This is a genomic window from Marinospirillum alkalitolerans (assembly GCF_045055655.1).
Taxonomy (GTDB): Bacteria; Pseudomonadota; Gammaproteobacteria; order Pseudomonadales; family Halomonadaceae; genus Marinospirillum; species Marinospirillum alkalitolerans.
Map to the genome: position 1 here is coordinate 342720 of NZ_JBANFI010000002.1, position 17285 is coordinate 360004.

The following is a 17285-nucleotide window of genomic DNA, read 5'->3' on the forward strand; positions in this document are numbered from 1 at the left end:
AGATCACTGGCGTTGCAGCAACTCAGCTTCGAGACAATCCATCAGCTGGCTGGCAATATCCAAACCACACTGGGCATCCAGCTCGCGCACGCAGGTTGGACTGGTCACGTTGATTTCAGTGAGATAATCACCGATCACATCCAGACCCACAAAGTAGAGTCCCTTGGCTTTCAGCGTGGGGGCCACCTGAGCCACCAGCCAGTAATCACGCTCAGTCAGCGGCCGTGCGACGCCTCGGCCTCCTGCCGCCAGATTGCCACGGGTTTCACCCGCCATCGGAATCCGCGCCAGACCAAAGGGCACTGGCTCACCATTGATGACCAGAATCCGCGTATCGCCCTCTGTGATTTCCGGCAGATAGCGCTGCGCCATAATCGGGTAGCGGCCTTGTTCGGTGAGCTGTTCAACCACGGCACTCAGGTTCATGCCATCGGCCGCAATACGAAACACGCCCATACCGCCCATCCCATCGAGAGGCTTCAAAATCACATCTTGATGCTCAGCATGAAAAGCACGAATCAGATCCAACTGACTGGTGACCAGCGTCGGCGGACAGCACTGGGGAAACTGCTGCGCAAAGAGCTTTTCGTTACAATCGCGCAGACTCTGCGGCCGATTGGCGACCAGCACGCCCTCTTTTTCTGCCGCTTCCAGCAGCCAGGTCGAGGTGAGAAAGGCACGATCAAAAGGTGGATCCTGGCGCATCAGCAGAATATCCAGCTCGGCCAGCGGTGCAGTGACAGGCTCGCCGAGACGAAACCACTGCTGCTCATCGGCCATTACTTGCAGATCACGCATCCGCCCCCAAGGCCGACCCTGGTCTAAATAGAGATCATCAATCTCTAGATACTTCAGCTGCCAACCTCGCTTTTGCGCGGCCAGTAGTAAGGCCAGCGTGGTGTCCTTCTTGTAATTGATCTGCTGAATCGGGTCCATCACGACCCCAAGCGTTCTGATTGCTGTCATCTATCGCGTCCTAGTTGGTCCAGTCGCCCCACAGGTGTTGCACTAGCGCTAAGGCGGCAACGGGGGCTGTTTCTGTGCGCAAGATGCGCGGGCCAAGGCGTAATCCAGACCAGCCAGCGCTCTGTGCCTGTGTCACTTCCTGCTCGGTCAATCCACCTTCAGGGCCAATCAGCAGCGCCACAGAAGCCGGAGCTGGCTGAGCGGGTAGGCCAGCCGGAGTTAAATGTGGATGCAGAACCAGCTTCAGCGCTTCTTCACGCGCCACCAGCCAATCTGCAAGCTTCTGGGGTGGGTGGATCACTGGCAGATCATCGCGGCCACACTGCTCACAAGCACTGAGCGCGATCTGCTGCCACTGCTGCCATTTTTTCAGCTCACGATCTGGCTTAAGACGCACATCCCCCTGCTGAGTATAAAGCGGTGTGATGGCCGTGACACCCAGCTCAACGGCTTTTTGCACCACCCAATCCATCTTATCGCCCTTGGAGATCGCCTGCCCCAAATGAGTCTGCACTGGCGAGGGTGGCAAAACAGGCAGGGCCGCACCGAGGCGCAACTGCGCCTGATCCTTACGTCCACCCAGCAGCTCGGCTGGATAGCTGGATTGACCATCAAACAGCACGCAGGTTTCACCTGGCTGCATTCTCAACACTTGGAGCATATGGCGCGCCACCTGACCTTCAAGCTGGATATCCGTTTGAGGCTGCAAGGGCTGCGTAGAATAGAAACGTCGCATGGTGGGTCTATAACTTGGCAAGAGGGGAGGAGAGACAGGCCAAGGCAGCAGACTAGGCCGCCTCAGCCAGAGAAGCACTACTGGGTGGTCGCACCCTGCTGCGCTTCACGCTTTTTCTTTTCTGCAAACAAAGCATCAAAGTTAAACGGTGCCAACATCAGCGGCGGGAAGCCACCCTTCACGATCAGGTTGTCGATCGCCTCACGCGCATAAGGGAAGAGGCTCGAAGGACAGAAGGCACCCAGCGTGTGCTCTAAAGCCTCACCTTCAATGCCTTCGATATGGAAAGCACCGCTTTGCTGCACTTCAGCCAAATAGGCTGTTTTCTCGCCAGTGGTGACGGTCACGGTGATTTTGACTGTGACTTCATAAATAATTTCATTGACCTGACGATGGCGCGTTCCCAGATCCACGTTCACCCGGGGCTGCTCTTTCATCAGGAAGGCATCTGGGCTATTGGGGGCTTCAAAAGAAGCATCACTCAGATAAATACGCTGCATCGCAAAAACGGGCTTAGGTGCATCCTGTTGGGCAGCGGCTTGTTGATCGCTCATTTTGGGTTCCTTCTTTTCTTATTTGATCGCAGTGATGATGATTTACTTTTTAACCAGCGGCAGGGCTTCTGTTTGCCACTGCATCATACCGCCTTTCAGTTTCACTGCCTGGGCATAGCCAGCTTTATTCAGCTTGGCCACAGCCGCAGCAGCGGTATTCCCCATTTTGCACACCACAATGATGGTCTTCGACTCATGCTTTTTCAGCTCATCAATGCGCTTATCCAAATTGGTCATTGGAATATGGAGAGAGCCAGTAATATGGCCAGCCGCAAAATCCTTACGGTCGCGAATATCCAGCACGATGGCTTCATCTTTATTGAGTAAGCGAATGGCTTCACGCGCTGTCACGCCCTGCGCTGAGCTTTTCGCTTCATTGATGATGACAAGAACCAGCAGGATCACAAAAGCGCCGACCAGCAGGGGATGATTCATAGAAAATTCAATGATCTGCTCAAACATCTTATTTCTCTGTAGCGGGTTGTCAGAAGGCGTGCAGCCAGAGCACGTCAAAAAGAGAGGCCAAGGATACACCAGACTCAAGCTCGACACACCTGTCACAAGGCGTTGATTCACCCCAGTCTGGCGCGCAGGTCCAACCTGATGCAACACAAAACGGCCTATTCAACACAAGATCAACCTTGGCTTGGGATAGCGATTTAGAGCCGCTAAGGCTATTATGTTGGCCCTATATTTCTGGTTTTATCCATCACCTTCTGTTCACCACCTACCTTGATTCGGAGTGAGATCAACACCATGACTGGCCAACGCATTCCTACAGCGCTCATTATTCTGGATGGTTATGGCAACAATCCTTCACCAGAGAATAACGCGATTTATCACGCCGCCACCCCCGTCATGGATCGACTGATGCAAGAACAGCCCACCAGCGAAATCCTGACCGATGGCCTGGCTGTTGGACTGCCTGAGGGCCAGATGGGTAATTCCGAAGTGGGCCATATGAATCTCGGTGCTGGCCGCATTGTCTACCAGGATTTCACCCGCATTACTCAGTCCATTCAAGATGGCAGCTTTGCCGCCAATCCAGTGCTGCTCAACGCCATGGATAGCGCCATAGCCGCTGGGCGTGCGGTGCATCTGATGGGGCTGCTATCTCCTGGTGGTGTACACAGCCATGAAGAACACCTCTTTGCCGCTGCCCGCCTCGCGGCCGCCCGTGGTGCCCAGAAAATCTATTTACACGCCTTTCTTGATGGGCGAGATATGCCACCGCGCAGCGCCGCCGCCTCACTCGAAGCCGCCGATGCCGTCTTTGCAGAACTGGGTGTCGGACGCGTGGCCAGCCTGATAGGACGCTATTACGCGATGGATCGAGACAACCGCTGGGATCGCGTTGAAAAGGCCTACAACCTGCTGACTGGCCATGCTGCCGAATATCAAGCTGAATCAGGTTTGGCTGGTCTGCAAGCTGCCTATGCGCGAGATGAGAATGATGAGTTTGTCGCCCCCACGGCTCTGCTCGATCAACAAGGCCAGATCGCCCAGCTAGAAGATGGCGATGCGTTGATCTTTATGAACTTCCGTGCTGATCGCGCCCGTGAAATCACCCGCTGCTTTGTAGAAGCCGACTTTGCTGGTTTTGCACGCCAGCGTCAGGTGCAGCTCAGCCATTTTGTGATGCTGACCGAATATGCCGCCGATATTCCTGCGCCATCGGCCTTTCCACCTGAGGCACTGACCAACACCCTGGGCGAATATCTGGCTTCACTGGGCAAAACTCAGTTGCGTATCGCCGAAACCGAAAAATATGCGCATGTTACCTTCTTCTTCTCAGGTGGGCGTGAAACCCCCTATGAAGGTGAAACGCGCGAGTTGATTCCCTCACCTCAGGTCAGAACCTATGATTTGCAGCCAGAGATGAGCGCGCCAGAAGTGACCGACAAGCTGGTCGCGGCCATCTTATCGGGCGAATATGATCTGATTGTCTGCAACTATGCCAATGGCGATATGGTTGGTCATACGGGTGATTTTCAGGCCGCGGTCAAGGCAATCGAAACGCTCGATACCTGCGTTGGTCGTGTCGTCAAAGCCCTGCAACAGGTCGGCGGCCAAGGATTGATTACTGCCGATCATGGCAATGCAGAGCAGATGCTGGATCCTCACACCGGGCAGGCGCAAACAGCCCACACCACCTTTCCTGTGCCGCTGATTTACATCACGCCGCAGGCTGGGGATCAACAGCACCGCTTGAAAACCGGCGGCCGCCTGTGTGATATCGCCCCCACTCTGCTGCGTTTAATGGATCTGCCGCAACCAGCTGAAATGACCGGACAGAGCCTGATCGGCTAGTCTTTCCACTACCAAGGAGGGTTGCGACTGAGTGATGGCCTCTGTGAAGCGTAAAATTGGCCTCGGCCTGCTCTGTTTGCTGATGCTGCTGGTGCAAGCCAGCGGCTGGGCCAATGAGCAAGCGACAGAAGCCCAGTTGCGCCAATTGCGCACCGATATCCAGCAACTACAAAGTTGGTTGCAAGAAGCCCGCGGCGAACAATCGCAACTACAAAATGCCTTGCGCCAGACTGAAAGTCAGATCAGTCAATTGGTCACGCGCATTCAAGCCAACACCCAAGAAGCAGAGCAGCTGCAAACCCGGCTGCGCCAACTGCGCGTCGAGCAGCAGGAGCTACGCTTGCAGATGGACCAACAGGCCACCTATTTGCGTCAACAGATTCGCGCCGCCTATGCGATGGGACGACAGGAGTACCTAAAGGTGCTGCTCAACCAGCAGGAGCCGGATCGCGTGGCGCGCCTGCTGCGCTACTATGACTATATCAACCGCGAGCGCACCCAGCGAATTGAAGACTACCTCGCGCTCGGCCGCCAGCTAGATCAAGTGCGCAGTGAAATCGTCTCGCGTAGCCAGAGCCTTGAAGGCGTGCGTCAATCTCTGCAAGCCCGCCGCAGCGAACTGCTCAGCGAGCAGCAACAGCGCCAGTCACTGGTGGAACAGCTCAGCCAGGATATTGCCTTGCGTGGCAGCGAACTGGAGCAGATGCAAGCCGATCAGCGCCGACTCGAAGAGCTGCTCGAAGCCGTTGCGGAGGCCATCGTGCGCCTACCACCACCACGCGATGCGCAACCTTTTCGCCAGATGCGCGGCCAGCTGCCTTGGCCCTTAGAGGGCCGGATTCTGAGCGCCTTTGGCAGTCGGCAGCAGGATAACCGCATTGTGCAACGCGGCTTGCTGATACAAGCTAACGAAGGTGCAGAAGTCAAAGCCATTCATGGTGGGCGGGTGGTTTTTTCTGATTGGATGCGCGGCTTTGGCTTTTTGATGATCATTGATCATGGCGATGGCTATCTCAGCCTCTACGGTCATAACCAGACTCTGGAGCGCCAGGTCGGCGACTGGGTCAATGGCGGCGATGTGATTGCCAGAGCGGGCGCAACTGGCGGCCAAAGACGTCAGGCACTTTATTTTGAAATCCGTCAGCAGGGCCAGCCTGTTGATCCCATTAGCTGGATCGCTCGGCGCTAAGCAAACTGCATCGCGTTTGGTTTCGAGCTCAGTTGCAAAAAGGAACCTCTATGTCTTGCTTCTCGATCACCTCTCAGCATGTCCAAGCTGGTCTCCTCAGTCTGACGCTACTGCTGACACCGGCAGTGGCTTCTGAGTTGCTGGCTGCCACACCTCACCAAGATGAGCCATCGAGCCGCCTCGACCTGCCCAGCGATTACCTGCTGCCACTGGATGAATTACGCACCTTTGCGGAGGTTTTTGAGCGCATTAAGCAGGCCTATGTCCATCCTGTCACTGATGCAGAACTGCTTGAGTATGCCATACGGGGCATGCTGGACGGCCTCGATCCGCATTCCAGCTATATGAGCCCAGATGCCTTTCAACAGCTGCAAGAAAGCACTCAGGGCGAGTTTGGTGGCTTGGGTATCGAGATTACCTTGAATGATGGCTATTTAGAGATCGTCAGCCCGATTGATGACACCCCCGCTGCGGCAGCCGGTTTGCAAGCACAGGATCGCATCCTGCAAATTGATGGCATCGCCGCACGCAATCTTCCGCTGGATGAAGCGATAGAGATGATGCGCGGCCCTGCGGGCACTGAGATTCAATTGACCATTCAACGCCCTGGGCTCACTCAGCCTTTTGATGTGACGCTCACGCGCGCCGTGATTCAGATCGTCAGCGTGCGCCATGAGCTGCTTGAAGAAGATATCGGCTATCTGCGCATCGCCCAGTTTCAGCAGCGCACCGCACAAGAAGCCGAGCGTGCACTGGCTGCGCTGCAGCAAGCGAATCAGGGACGTCCCTTGCAGGGTTTAATTCTTGATCTGCGCAATAATCCTGGCGGCATTTTGCAAGCCGCAGCCGATATCAGCGATCTGTTTCTTGAAAGTGGCTTAATTGTCTATACCGAAGGTCGCCTGCCGGATACCCAGATGCGTTTTGAAGCCTCAGCGGGCGATCGTCTAGCGGGTGTGCCGCTGGTCGTATTGATCAACAGTGGCTCGGCCTCGGCCTCGGAGATCGTCGCTGGTGCCCTTCAGGACCATCGCCGCGCAGTGATTATGGGCAGCGCCAGCTTTGGCAAAGGATCAGTGCAAACCATTCTGCCGTTGAACAACAACTATGGCTTGAAGATGACTACCGCCCTCTATTACACCCCGCTCGGGCGCTCGATTCAAAATCAAGGCATCCAACCGGATATCGAGGTGCAGGCAGCGCAGATCACCCTGTTGCAAGAAGGCCGCAGCACACGCGAGGCAGATTTGCCACGCCATTTAGAAAACCAGCAGCTGCCAGCTTCGGCCCAGCCGCGTCCCTCTCGGGCCACCCAGGGCGACTACCCCCTGCATGAGGCGCTGAACCTGCTGAAAGGTCTTGCTATTTTCCGCGCATCCAGTGCCTTGCCCGCCAGTGAAGCGTCCAGTCTTCCCTCACGCTCGCACTGAGCACAAGCTCAACACGGCATCAACAAGAAACGCGCCTTTGTCATTGAATTTGATCACTCGACAAAAAGGCGCGTTTTTTGATCTCACTGCATCCAGCCGTTGCCCCTAGCTGGGCGAGAAGGGACGATAACCCAATGCCTGCGCGACCAAATGACGTTTCATCCAGTCCTGAGAGTTCACCCACTTCATCCCCAGATTACGCAACAACAAAGTCGGCAGAGAAGAAGTGGCAAAAAGACGCTTAAAGGTTTCCATCAGCGCCATCATGGCCAGGTTATCTGGCTGGCGTTGGCGTTGATAACGCTCCAGCACATGCAGATCTCCCCAGGCTTCTTGCGCGGCCTCGGCCTGCACCAGCACCTGAGTCAGTGCCAGCACATCCAAAAAGCCCAGGTTCACACCCTGCCCAGCCAAGGGATGAATGGTATGCGCGGCATCCCCGATCAGCGCCACCCCCGGCTGAACATAACGCTTGGCATGGCGCTGACGCAAAGGCAACACCGCTCGTGTTTCGCTATGTTCGATCTCGCCTAAACGCCACTCAAAAGCCGCGCCTAAGCGTTGGTGAAAGGTCTTTGTATCCAGTTCAAGCAAAATCTTGGCTTCCTCAGGCGAGGTCGACCAGACGATCGAACACCAATGTCGATCCCCATCCTTGTTCAGCGGCAAGAAAGCTAAAGGGCCAGAGGGTGCAAAACGCTGCCAAGCGGTATCCTGATGCGGCAGGCGCGTACGCACACTGGTGACCAGAGCATGGTGTTGATAAGACCATTCACGGGTCGCAAAGTCAGCCAAGCGGCGCACACTCGAATGGGCTCCATCGGCCCCGACCACCAAGGCCGCACGCAAAACTTGTGGCTCGGCCTGCGCTTCCTGCGTCGATTCCAATGTCAGGCGAGGCTGAGGGCCTGGCTCTAAAGCGGTCAGTTGATAACCGCGATACCAGGTGACATTCTGCTGCTGCTCCACCTGCTCTAACAGACCCAAGTGGGTCACCGAATTTTCCACCAGATAACCCAGATGGGGCACCTCAGCCTGATGGGCGGCAAAGCTGACCTCTCCTGTGCCAGTCTGATCCCAAACATGCATGGCTTGATAGGGATTCACTCGCCGAGCCTGCATCTTCTCCCAAGCGCCTAACTGCTCCAACAGCGCACGACTGGCTTCTGATAAGGCGCTAACGCGATGGTCAAACACCTCATCCTGCCACTGGGGGGCTTCAAGCGCCGTTTCAATAATGGCGATTTTTTTACGGCTGCCTGCCAGACCGGCGACCAGAGCCAAGCCCGTCATCCCACCGCCGACGACCACCAGATCATAATCTTGCATTAGCGTGCTCCCATGGCTTTTTTGGCGAGCCAGCGTCTTGCTGGGCCAAAAAGATTGAGTCCGATCAAGCCCGCCGCACGGGCGTGGGCCATCCAGGCTTGTGGCTGGCCAAAGAGTTGGATCAGGCCATGACTAAAACCGATCACCTCGCGCTGATCGCCTTCACGCGCAGCCGCCCAAGCCTGCAAGGCAGGCAAGCTGCCTGGATCAAAGTCCTGCTGCTGATCCTTGGCGAGCTGTTGTGCGCGCGCCAAATGGTCTGCCAGACTCATCACGCCACGAATGGCCAGGTTATAGCCCTGCCCGGCAACTGGATGGAGGTAATGCGCCGCATTGCCCAGAACCACCAAACGCTGACGCACCTGTTCTTGGGCACGCACTTTTTTCAGTGGATAGGCAAAACGCTCACCAATCTGCTCAATCCGCCCTGCTCGCGCGCCGGTGACCTGTTGCAGCTCAGCCAGCAAGGCTTGATCGTCAAGCTGCATCAAGCGCTCGGCTTCTGCTCTGGGGTGGGTCCAGACTAAAGCCATCTGGCGCTGCTGTAACGGCAACAAGGCCAGTGCTCCCTGCTGGGTAAAGCGCTCATAAGCCCAGCCCTGATGCGGACGCGAAAGGCGCAGATTGGCAATCAACGCCGTCTGCTGATAATCATGGATGCTGTCCTGAATGCCCAGCTGCTGTTTCAGACCTGAGCGGCCACCATCGGCCAACACCACCAGACGCGCACTCAGCGTCATGCGTCCCTCTGGACCTTGGGCTTCTAACTCGGCCTGTTCGGCACAAGGAAAGCGGAGTTGCTGCAGTTCACAAGGGCTATACAGATCCAGATCACTGTCTTGCAAAGCACGCCATAAGTGCTGGCCCAGCCAAGCATTGGGCACCACATAACCCAGCGCCTCGACCTGCTGCTCTGCGGCGGTCAGATGGCTGGTACCCAAGCGGCCGCGCTCTGAAACCTCGATATGGCGAATCGGGTAAGCATGGGGCGCAATGGCCTCCCACAAACCCAGCCGCTGGTAAATCTGACGCGTCCCCCAAGCGAGCGCCGAGGAGCGCGCATCAAAGCTAGGCTGCCAAGAACGATCGAGTGGCTGGTCCTGCTCGGCCTGAGGTTCAGGCGGCTGGGCTTCCAATACCGCGACCTTCAGCTGCAAGGGGCGCAAGGCCAGCGCCAGACTGGCACCGACCAGCCCACCCCCGATCACCACCACATCATAAGTAAGCTTGTTCTGCACAGATTTCTCCTCTAGGAAGCCGCTTGCCACCGCCTAAAGTGGCGTCAACCTCGGTCCGAAACAAGCCGATACAGGCAGACATCAGCAGCCTGTATCAGAGAGGGCCTAGCATGCCTGATGGCAACCCTCTTTGGCCTTGCTCCGTGTCATCATCAAGGCTTCTATGGCCTCTGGATCTTTGGGAACCGCCTCGGTCAGCACTTCACATCCTGTTGCAGTGACCAGCACATCATCTTCAATACGAATCCCGATGCCGCGCCATTGAGGCTCCACCTCAGCCGCATCAGGAGCGATATAAAGACCTGGCTCAATGGTCAGCACCATGCCTGGCTGCAAAGGCACGGGCTGTCCCTGCTGACGATAGGCACCAACATCATGCACATCCAGCCCCAGCCAGTGACTGGTACCATGCATATAAAAAGCCTTATAGGTTTCCTGCTCAATGGCTTGCGCTAATGGCCCAGCCAGCAGACCCAACTCGATCAAACCTTCTGTCAGGCAATGAATCACCCGCTGATGGATGGCTTCCAGATCGGCACCAGGGCGCACTAGGCTGATCGCCAGTTCGTTGGCCTTCAAGACCAAACGGTATAAGGCCAATTGCGGTGCGCTAAACTGACCGCTCACTGGAAAGGTGCGCGTGATATCGCCAGCATAGCCTTGATACTCAGCACCGGCATCAATCAGCACCAGATCACCGGCCTGCAAGGGGGCACTGTTCTCAACATAATGCAAGATACAAGCGTTGGCGCCTGAACCCACAATGCTGCCATAGGCAGGGCCCGCCGCACCTTGCATTTTAAAGCTGTATTCCAGCTCAGCCTGGAGTTGATACTCATAACCGCCAGGCGCACAAGCCTGCATGGCCGCCAAATGGCCTGTTGCAGAGATAGCCGCGGCACGACGCATCAATTGGATTTCTTCTTCGCTCTTGATCTGACGCAGCGCGGCCAGCTCTGGCTGGAGATCAGACAGCTGCGCCACCACCTGCGCATTGCGCCGTCCTCGTTGCAAGGCTTGTTGTCGCCATGCCAGAAGACGTTGAGTCAGGGCAGTATCATTCAGCGTCAAAAAGACCTGCTCGACTTGGCTCAACCAGCCCAGCATCGCGGCATCCAGCTCGTGCAGAGGGGCTGCCTGATCAACCCCCAAGCTGGCAACGGCTCTTTCTGGCCCCAGTCGATAACCCGTCCAGATTTCCTGCGCGGGATCACGCGGCAAACAAAAAAGATGACTCTTGACTGGCCCCTGAACGGGTTTGATCAACACCAGCACGGCTTCTGGTTCAGCAAAGCCGGTGAGATACCAAAAATCGCTATCCTGACGAAAAGGATACTCAGTATCACGGCTCCTGACGGCCAGCTCAGCAGCTGGAACCAGCACCAAACTGGAAGACGGCAAACGTGCAGCAAGCGCAGCACGACGTGCTTGAAAACTGGCTATAGGCAGAGCAGTCACTCTTCTTCTCCTTCACAAAAAAACGCACTGGCCGGCAGATGCAGAACAGACTTGGTGTCACTGGTCTCTGATCGACGACTGGGCAGGGTGATGGCTTCGCTGATCAAAGGGCTTTAGTGCAAACGCCCTTCGCCACCTGGCGCAGCCGAGCCTGTTGGCGTCATCACTTGAGGTGCTTCAGGATGCAGCTCAGTAAACAGCATCAAAGCCAGCAGGCGCACAAATTCGACCAGTTCCATCATGTCTCTTTCATTGTCTTCGCCATCAAAAACCTGCTCACCTGAGGCCGCGAGAATGCGCTGGAGATCTTCAAGACCTTCTTGGGCTTCCTGGCTCAGCTGCTTCATCTCCACCTGCGCGGCCTGAAAAGCCTTGGTAAAACCCTGAATCCACTTGATCAACGCCGTGAAGCGTTCTTCCAACTCATAGAGATCATCCGGCAGCAGCGGTTCAAAATCCAGCTGACTACTACCGAGCTGATCTTGGGTGGCATCCAGCCATTCCAGCGCCAGCTGTTGATCCTGTGCGGATAGCTGAGCTACCTCTGTTCCAAGCAGCTGGCTCAGCAAGGCCACCCAATGGGTGCGCAAGGGGGCTTGTGCGACACAGAGCTGAGCCGTCAACACACCATGAAATAAAGAAGGGGACTGGAAGCAACCATAACGCAGACAAAGATCAGCCAGCTGATCAAAAGTCGGGCCGGAAACTTCAGTAGGAGTGGCTTGCATAACAACTTCTCGCTTATGACAGAAACATTTGGAAGATTGACCCGTGCTTGGCCCCGAACTATAGTTAGCACTTGCTTTTTAGGCGTTGGAGCCACAAGTGCATGAGCAGCGACAAGAATACCACTGAAATCACGATCCTGGATCGAAAATACCTGATCGCCTGCCCAAAAGAGGAGCAGGCTGCTTTGTTGCGCTCAGCCAGCTACTTAAACCAGAAGATGCAGGAAATACGCCGCACTGGCAAGGTGTTGAGCTTGGAACGTCTGGCGATTATGGCGGCACTGAATATCACCCACGAAATGCTCGGTCGCAATGAAAGCGAGCAGAATAACAGTGCACAGCTGCAAAGGCTGGATCGTCAACTCGATCAGGCGCTAGAAAAGTTTGATCATCTGGTTGAAGCCAGAAAACTCCCCTAATCAAAATATTCAAGTGCTGTACGCTTCCACCTTGCTTGATCAAGATCAACCTGATCGAATCTAACCGTCATCCTTCTGTCACGCTTCCCTCGCCATCTAAAAATTTGCTACACTGGTGGCAACCCTGGAGTGTTAGCCAGTTGTCTCAGTCCTCGAGCCTATGATGTACTTTCAGGACGCTGTCTGAGTTGCCCCGTGCGCAAACCCACCTTGAGTGGGGAGCCTTAGGTCTTTCGTCAGCCTCCACCTTGAACCCCAGGGTTCAAGGGCGACGACAGCAGCGGCACTCTGGGGTCTTTTATTGCCTCACTCCTAGCTCGCCCCTCTTTTCATCTGATGCCTCTTTGAGATTGGAGCCAGTGGATCATCTTCTTGAACGCCGCCAGCTACGCGCTCAGCTACGCCAGCAACGGCGCCAATTAACAGCCACCCAGCAGCAGCACGCCAGCCTGGCGATTGCACGCCAGTTGCGCCAACAGCCTTTTTTTATCTATGCACGCCATATAGCCATCTACCTCGCTCAAGATGGTGAGCCCAGCTTGCACGCTTGTCGTCATCCGCAGGCCACCTTTTATCTGCCTCGTCTCGCCCCGCTGGGCAGTGGCCGCCTGCTGTTTCTACGCTATGACCAGCACACCCGCTTAGAGAAAAATCGTTTTGGCATCGATGAACCCCGCTGGCCTAGCACAGATCGACGTGATCAACGGCCTGCCGCGACGCTGGATGTGGTGCTCTTACCCTTGGTGGGTTTTGATCTACATGGAGGCCGTTTAGGCATGGGAGGCGGGTTTTATGATCGGACCTTTGCTTTTCAGCAACGCGCTTATCACTGCCCGCGCTTGATCGGTGTCGCACATGATTGCCAGCAGGTGGCACGCTTGCCAATGGCGAGCTGGGACATTCCCTTAGATGGTGTCATCACACCCAGCGGATTTTATCCCAGCGACAGAGGCACAACAGCCAGCACCTCTTAACCGGGTAGCAAAACACTCTGTGCATAGCTGGTCGCCAATAAGGCCAGCATAAAGAAAATCACAAGCAACATGAGTCCATCCGGCTTTTTCTTCATTGCATTTCACTCCTTTGGCCTTGCTCGGGCCTAGCTTGGGTCTTTAATCAAGATCATGGATAGGGATTGATAAAGTGAGACTCGCTCTCATTCTGAGCGGACTCAAATTTATTCTTTTTTTATACCAAGCGCAATCGGGATTTTGCACCGATAAGATCAAGATCAACTCGGATACACAAGACCGGCTGCCCACCTGACTGGGTGGGCCATCCGCCATACGACGGATCACGCCAACCCAGTCATCTCATTCACTCTTACACTTGGTGCTGCTGCGCTCATGACGTTGATCAAAAGTGATCTAGAGAAACAGCTGATAAGCTGGGTTTTCTGTCTCACGCCAGTAGCGATAGCTGATTTTATTCAAATAGGCCTCGACCTGCTCACGATCCCCTTCGGGCACCTGCAAGCCCACCAAAACACGGCCATAGGCTGCACCATGGTTACGATAGTGAAAGAGTGAGATGTTCCAATCATGACCCAAGTGGTTGAGAAAGTTCAGCAAGGCACCAGGACGCTCAGGAAACTCAAATCGGTAGACTTCTTCGCCAAGCGGGATCAACGAACGCCCACCACCCAGATGGCGGATATGCAGCTTGGCCAGCTCATTATCACTTAAATCAACGACCGGATAATTCGCCTCACGCAGCGCCTGGATCAGTTCTTCGCGATCGCCTCCATCCGGCTTGACCTGAATACCGACATAGATTTGCGCCTGCTGATGATCGGCATAGCGATAGTTGAACTCGGTCACCATACGCTTGCGACCGATCACCTTACAAAACTGCTTAAAGCTGCCGGGTCCTTCTGGAATCGTGACGGCTAGAATCGCTTCGCGCTTTTCGCCTAACTCGGTGCGCTCGGCAATATGCTGTAAACGATCAAAGTTGGTATTCGCACCCGAATTAATGCAGATCAAGGTGCTATCCTGCACCCCTTGCTGCTCGACATACTTCTTCAGGCCCGCCAACGACAGTGCACCCGAAGGCTCGGCTACGCCACGGGTGTCTTCAAAAATATCCTTCACCGCCGCGCAGATTTCATCGGTGGTGACGGTGATCACCTGATCCACATATTCTTTGCAGATTTTAAATGGCTCCTTGCCGATTTGTGCGACCGCCACACCTTCGGCAAAAATACCCACCTGCTCCAATACCACACGCCGGCCCTTCTCTAAAGCCGCCTTGAGGCAAGCTGAATCCTCGGCTTCGACACCAATGATTTTGATATCAGGGCGCAGATACTTCACATAGGCGGCCACACCAGCAATCAAGCCGCCGCCACCAACGGGGACAAAAATAGCGTGAATAGGATCAGGATGCTGGTGCATCAACTCCATCCCCACCGTACCCTGACCAGCAATCACATCAGGATCATCGTAGGGCGGCACATAGGTATATCCCTGCTCTTCCACCAGCTGCAAAGCATGCTCCAGCGCCTCGCCAAAAGCATCTCCCTTTAGGATCACCTTGGCACCTCGGGCTTTCACCGCTTGCACTTTAATATCGGGCGTAATGCGGGGCATCACAATCGTCGCCTTAACACCCAGCTCCTTGGCCGCCATGGCCAGACCCTGCGCATGGTTGCCAGCTGAAGCGGCGATCACACCCCGATCTCGCTCTGCCTGACTCAGCTGCACCATCTTGTTGTAGGCGCCCCGAATCTTGAAGGAGTAAACAGGCTGGAGATCTTCACGCTTGATCAGCACCTTGTTATTCAGGCGCTTGGACATAAACTTCGCTTCAGACAGCGGGGTTTCAAGCGCGACATCATAGACACGCGCTTGCAGGATTTTTTTGACATAACGCTCAAGCATGGTGATTTCAACCTTCGCACAGGGAGCAGAGACAAGGAGGGCAATGAACCATCTATTGTTACAGTTTTGCGCCGCCGCCGTCCAGTCAGCCGCTCGAGTGCAACTCCATCAAGTCGGCAGGATTTCCCTCTGATCCCAAGCGGGCTTTTGCTATACTGAGCTGTCTTCTTTTTCTAGCCAGTGGAATCCGCTCATGAATCAAAATCAACTTAAGCAGCAGGTGGCCTTGGCCGCCCTCGAAGTAATCCGTGATCAGCTTTATAAAGACACGATTATCGGTATCGGTACTGGCTCAACAGCCAACTTTTTTATTGATGCCTTGGCTGAGCTGAAATTTGATTTTGATGGCGCGGTCGCCAGCTCTGAGGCTTCGGCGGAGCGCTTGCGGGCGCATGATATCCCTGTCTATGACTTGAATAGCGTTGGCCAAATTCCGTTTTATATCGATGGCGCGGATGAGGTGAATGCTCGCCTGCAAATGATTAAAGGCGGTGGCGCAGCCCTGACGCGCGAGAAGCTGGTCGCAGCCTGTAGCGATCAATTCATTTGTATTGCGGATGAGAGCAAGCGTGTGAGTGTTCTGGGTGACTTCCCTCTGCCGATTGAGGTGCTACCGATGGCGCGCAGCTATGTTGGGCGTGAGCTGGTCAAGCTGGGCGCAGACCCGCAGTGGCGTGAAGGTGTCAAAACAGACAATGGAAATCTGATTATCGATTGCTACAACTTTATGCTCGATGATCCCCTCGCCTTAGAGCAGCGCATCAATCAAATCACCGGTGTAGTGTGCAATGGTATCTTTGCCCAACGTCCTGCTGATCTGCTGCTGCTGGGTACCGCGCAAGGTGTTGAAACTATCCATAGTCGTTAAAAACTATCCGCGCGCACTGATCTGCCGCGCCGTTGGTTTTGCCCATCTAGGGAGCCTCTGATCAACGTCACGAGCACAGGTCAGGCAAGACGAAATTGATCGAAAAAGCGGAGTTTACACGGAGTAAATGAGCATTTTGCGGCCAATTTCAACGCAGCATCACCAAGCGCAGTAGTTAATCAGAGGCTTCCTAGTGAATCAGTGACTTTCTAGCCGCCTTCGGGGTGGCTTTCTTTGTGTCCCGCCACCTGTTGGCTAAAAAACTGCTGCCAAGCCCTGAGTTGCGGGGAATGTTGTTCATCGGTGTGGGTGACCCAGTAGGTCGTCATCTGTCCCAGTGCGGCGGGCAGAGACAAACGATGAATGCCCTCTAAAGGGCGTTGTGTCAGCACAGCTTGAGGCAAGAGCGCCCAACCCAAGCCAGCGGCAACACAGCCTAAAATGGCATCAATACTGCCCAGCTCGGTAATGCGCGGCGCATAGGCCCCTTGATGGGCAAAAAAGCGATCGATCAGATGACGATAAGTGCATCCCTGACGAAAAGCAAAAAAGCGCGTCTGGCTGAGTTGTGCTGCATCAGGCAGGGATGTCAGGGCGTGATCACTGATCAATTGCAGTTCTTCCTGCCAGACCGGCAGCTGGCTCCAGCCTCCTTGCGGCTGGGCTCCAGCAACAAAGACTCCATCCAGTTGACCTTCCGCCAGCTGCTGCATCAAAAGAGCAGAGGGCGCGCTGCTCAATTGCAGATCCACCTCTGGATAGGCTTGCTGGAAGCGCTGCAGAAGAGGTGGCAAGCGGCACGCCAGCGTGGTTTCCATCGAGCCCAGACGCAACACACCGCCTATCGCCTGATCCGTCACGCTGTATTTTGCCTGCTGATGGGCCTCCACCAAACGATAGGCCGCACCCAGAAACTGCTGGCCTGCCGGTGTCAGCAATAAGCGCGGCTGGCGCTGAAAGAGCTGCACGCCCAATTCCTGCTCCAGTTTTTTAATATGAGCCGTCATATTGGATTGGACTGTCGCAAGCTGCTGGGCCGCCGCCTGCAAGCTGCCTGTTTCGACCGTGGCGATAAAAGCCTGCACAGATTTCAGCTGCATCACTTTTAATGATCCTCTTATCTCAATAATTCATTATTAATGATTCAAAAGCTTAGCTAGAATCACCAGTCAACGCAA

Annotated in this window: 16 protein-coding genes and 1 other RNA gene; 7 read left to right on the forward strand and 10 right to left on the reverse strand. The window is 55.1% G+C overall.

Annotation, left to right across the window (positions count from 1 at the left end; genetic code table 11):
* Window positions 1-3: 3 nt before the first annotated feature.
* The 4 genes from gshB to V6U78_RS04595 all read right to left on the reverse strand — a co-directional run bounded on the left by gshB (window position 4) and on the right by V6U78_RS04595 (window position 2691).
* Window positions 4-966: a glutathione synthase gene (gene gshB, locus V6U78_RS04580; RefSeq protein WP_405337753.1), complete on the reverse strand. Its 963-nt coding sequence runs from the start codon at window positions 964-966 to the stop codon at window positions 4-6.
* A gap of 10 nt (window positions 967-976) precedes the next feature.
* Window positions 977-1702 carry a 16S rRNA (uracil(1498)-N(3))-methyltransferase gene (locus tag V6U78_RS04585; protein WP_405337756.1) on the reverse strand — a complete coding sequence of 242 codons (726 nt, stop codon included), beginning with the start codon at window positions 1700-1702 and terminating at the stop codon, window positions 977-979.
* 77 nt (window positions 1703-1779) lie between these two features.
* Complete coding sequence (secB, locus tag V6U78_RS04590) at window positions 1780-2256, reverse strand: protein-export chaperone SecB (RefSeq protein WP_405337759.1); 477 nt, start codon at window positions 2254-2256, stop codon at window positions 1780-1782.
* Between the two features lie 42 nt (window positions 2257-2298).
* Window positions 2299-2691, reverse strand: a complete 393-nt coding sequence (locus V6U78_RS04595) for a rhodanese-like domain-containing protein (protein WP_405337762.1) — start codon at window positions 2689-2691, stop codon at window positions 2299-2301.
* A 321-nt stretch (window positions 2692-3012) separates the two neighbouring features.
* Here V6U78_RS04595 and gpmI point away from each other — a divergent pair, with 321 nt between their 5' ends.
* From gpmI to V6U78_RS04610, 3 genes are read left to right on the forward strand one after another with little or no spacing between them, the layout of a single operon-like run.
* Window positions 3013-4566: a 2,3-bisphosphoglycerate-independent phosphoglycerate mutase gene (gpmI, locus tag V6U78_RS04600; RefSeq protein ID WP_405337764.1), complete on the forward strand. Its 1554-nt coding sequence runs from the start codon at window positions 3013-3015 to the stop codon at window positions 4564-4566.
* A gap of 34 nt (window positions 4567-4600) precedes the next feature.
* On the forward strand, window positions 4601-5755 hold the full coding sequence (locus tag V6U78_RS04605) for a murein hydrolase activator EnvC family protein (protein ID WP_405338015.1): 1155 nt from the start codon (window positions 4601-4603) through the stop codon (window positions 5753-5755).
* 50 nt (window positions 5756-5805) lie between these two features.
* Entirely contained in the window at window positions 5806-7185 is a 1380-nt protein-coding gene (locus tag V6U78_RS04610; RefSeq protein ID WP_405337768.1) for a S41 family peptidase, read from the forward strand.
* A 105-nt stretch (window positions 7186-7290) separates the two neighbouring features.
* On the opposite strand, the gene V6U78_RS04615 is transcribed toward V6U78_RS04610, so the two are convergent.
* The 4 genes from V6U78_RS04615 to V6U78_RS04630 all read right to left on the reverse strand — a co-directional run bounded on the left by V6U78_RS04615 (window position 7291) and on the right by V6U78_RS04630 (window position 11938).
* The gene (locus tag V6U78_RS04615) at window positions 7291-8514 is read right to left on the reverse strand and encodes a UbiH/UbiF/VisC/COQ6 family ubiquinone biosynthesis hydroxylase (RefSeq protein WP_405337771.1); all 1224 of its coding nucleotides are present in this window, start codon (window positions 8512-8514) and stop codon (window positions 7291-7293) included.
* The gene (ubiH, locus tag V6U78_RS04620) at window positions 8514-9752 is read right to left on the reverse strand and encodes a 2-octaprenyl-6-methoxyphenyl hydroxylase (RefSeq protein ID WP_405337774.1); all 1239 of its coding nucleotides are present in this window, start codon (window positions 9750-9752) and stop codon (window positions 8514-8516) included. The genes V6U78_RS04615 and ubiH overlap by 1 nt, the downstream gene beginning before the upstream one ends.
* 105 nt (window positions 9753-9857) lie before the next feature.
* Window positions 9858-11210, reverse strand: coding sequence for a Xaa-Pro aminopeptidase (gene pepP / locus V6U78_RS04625; RefSeq protein WP_405337777.1), 1353 nt, complete (start codon window positions 11208-11210; stop codon window positions 9858-9860).
* 113 nt (window positions 11211-11323) lie between these two features.
* Window positions 11324-11938 (reverse strand): UPF0149 family protein, encoded by a 615-nt coding sequence (locus V6U78_RS04630; protein ID WP_405337780.1) that lies wholly within the window; start codon window positions 11936-11938, stop codon window positions 11324-11326.
* A gap of 101 nt (window positions 11939-12039) precedes the next feature.
* Between V6U78_RS04630 and V6U78_RS04635 the strand changes: the two genes are divergently transcribed.
* The 3 genes from V6U78_RS04635 to V6U78_RS04645 all read left to right on the forward strand — a co-directional run bounded on the left by V6U78_RS04635 (window position 12040) and on the right by V6U78_RS04645 (window position 13331).
* Complete coding sequence (locus tag V6U78_RS04635) at window positions 12040-12357, forward strand: cell division protein ZapA (RefSeq protein WP_405337783.1); 318 nt, start codon at window positions 12040-12042, stop codon at window positions 12355-12357.
* A gap of 118 nt (window positions 12358-12475) precedes the next feature.
* Window positions 12476-12656, forward strand: a non-coding RNA gene (gene ssrS / locus V6U78_RS04640) — 6S RNA.
* Window positions 12657-12716: 60 nt separating this feature from the next.
* Window positions 12717-13331: a 5-formyltetrahydrofolate cyclo-ligase gene (locus V6U78_RS04645; protein WP_405337786.1), complete on the forward strand. Its 615-nt coding sequence runs from the start codon at window positions 12717-12719 to the stop codon at window positions 13329-13331.
* 393 nt (window positions 13332-13724) lie between these two features.
* On the opposite strand, the gene ilvA is transcribed toward V6U78_RS04645, so the two are convergent.
* Window positions 13725-15239: a threonine ammonia-lyase, biosynthetic gene (gene ilvA / locus V6U78_RS04650; RefSeq protein ID WP_405337789.1), complete on the reverse strand. Its 1515-nt coding sequence runs from the start codon at window positions 15237-15239 to the stop codon at window positions 13725-13727.
* Between the two features lie 193 nt (window positions 15240-15432).
* Here ilvA and rpiA point away from each other — a divergent pair, with 193 nt between their 5' ends.
* A complete protein-coding gene (rpiA, locus tag V6U78_RS04655) occupies window positions 15433-16107 on the forward strand; it encodes a ribose-5-phosphate isomerase RpiA (RefSeq protein ID WP_405337792.1) in 675 nt (224 codons plus the stop codon).
* Between the two features lie 209 nt (window positions 16108-16316).
* Here the strand turns inward: rpiA and V6U78_RS04660 are convergent, their stop codons facing one another.
* The gene (locus tag V6U78_RS04660; RefSeq protein WP_405337795.1) at window positions 16317-17207 is read right to left on the reverse strand and encodes a LysR substrate-binding domain-containing protein; all 891 of its coding nucleotides are present in this window, start codon (window positions 17205-17207) and stop codon (window positions 16317-16319) included.
* Between the last annotated feature and the right edge of the window lie 78 nt (window positions 17208-17285).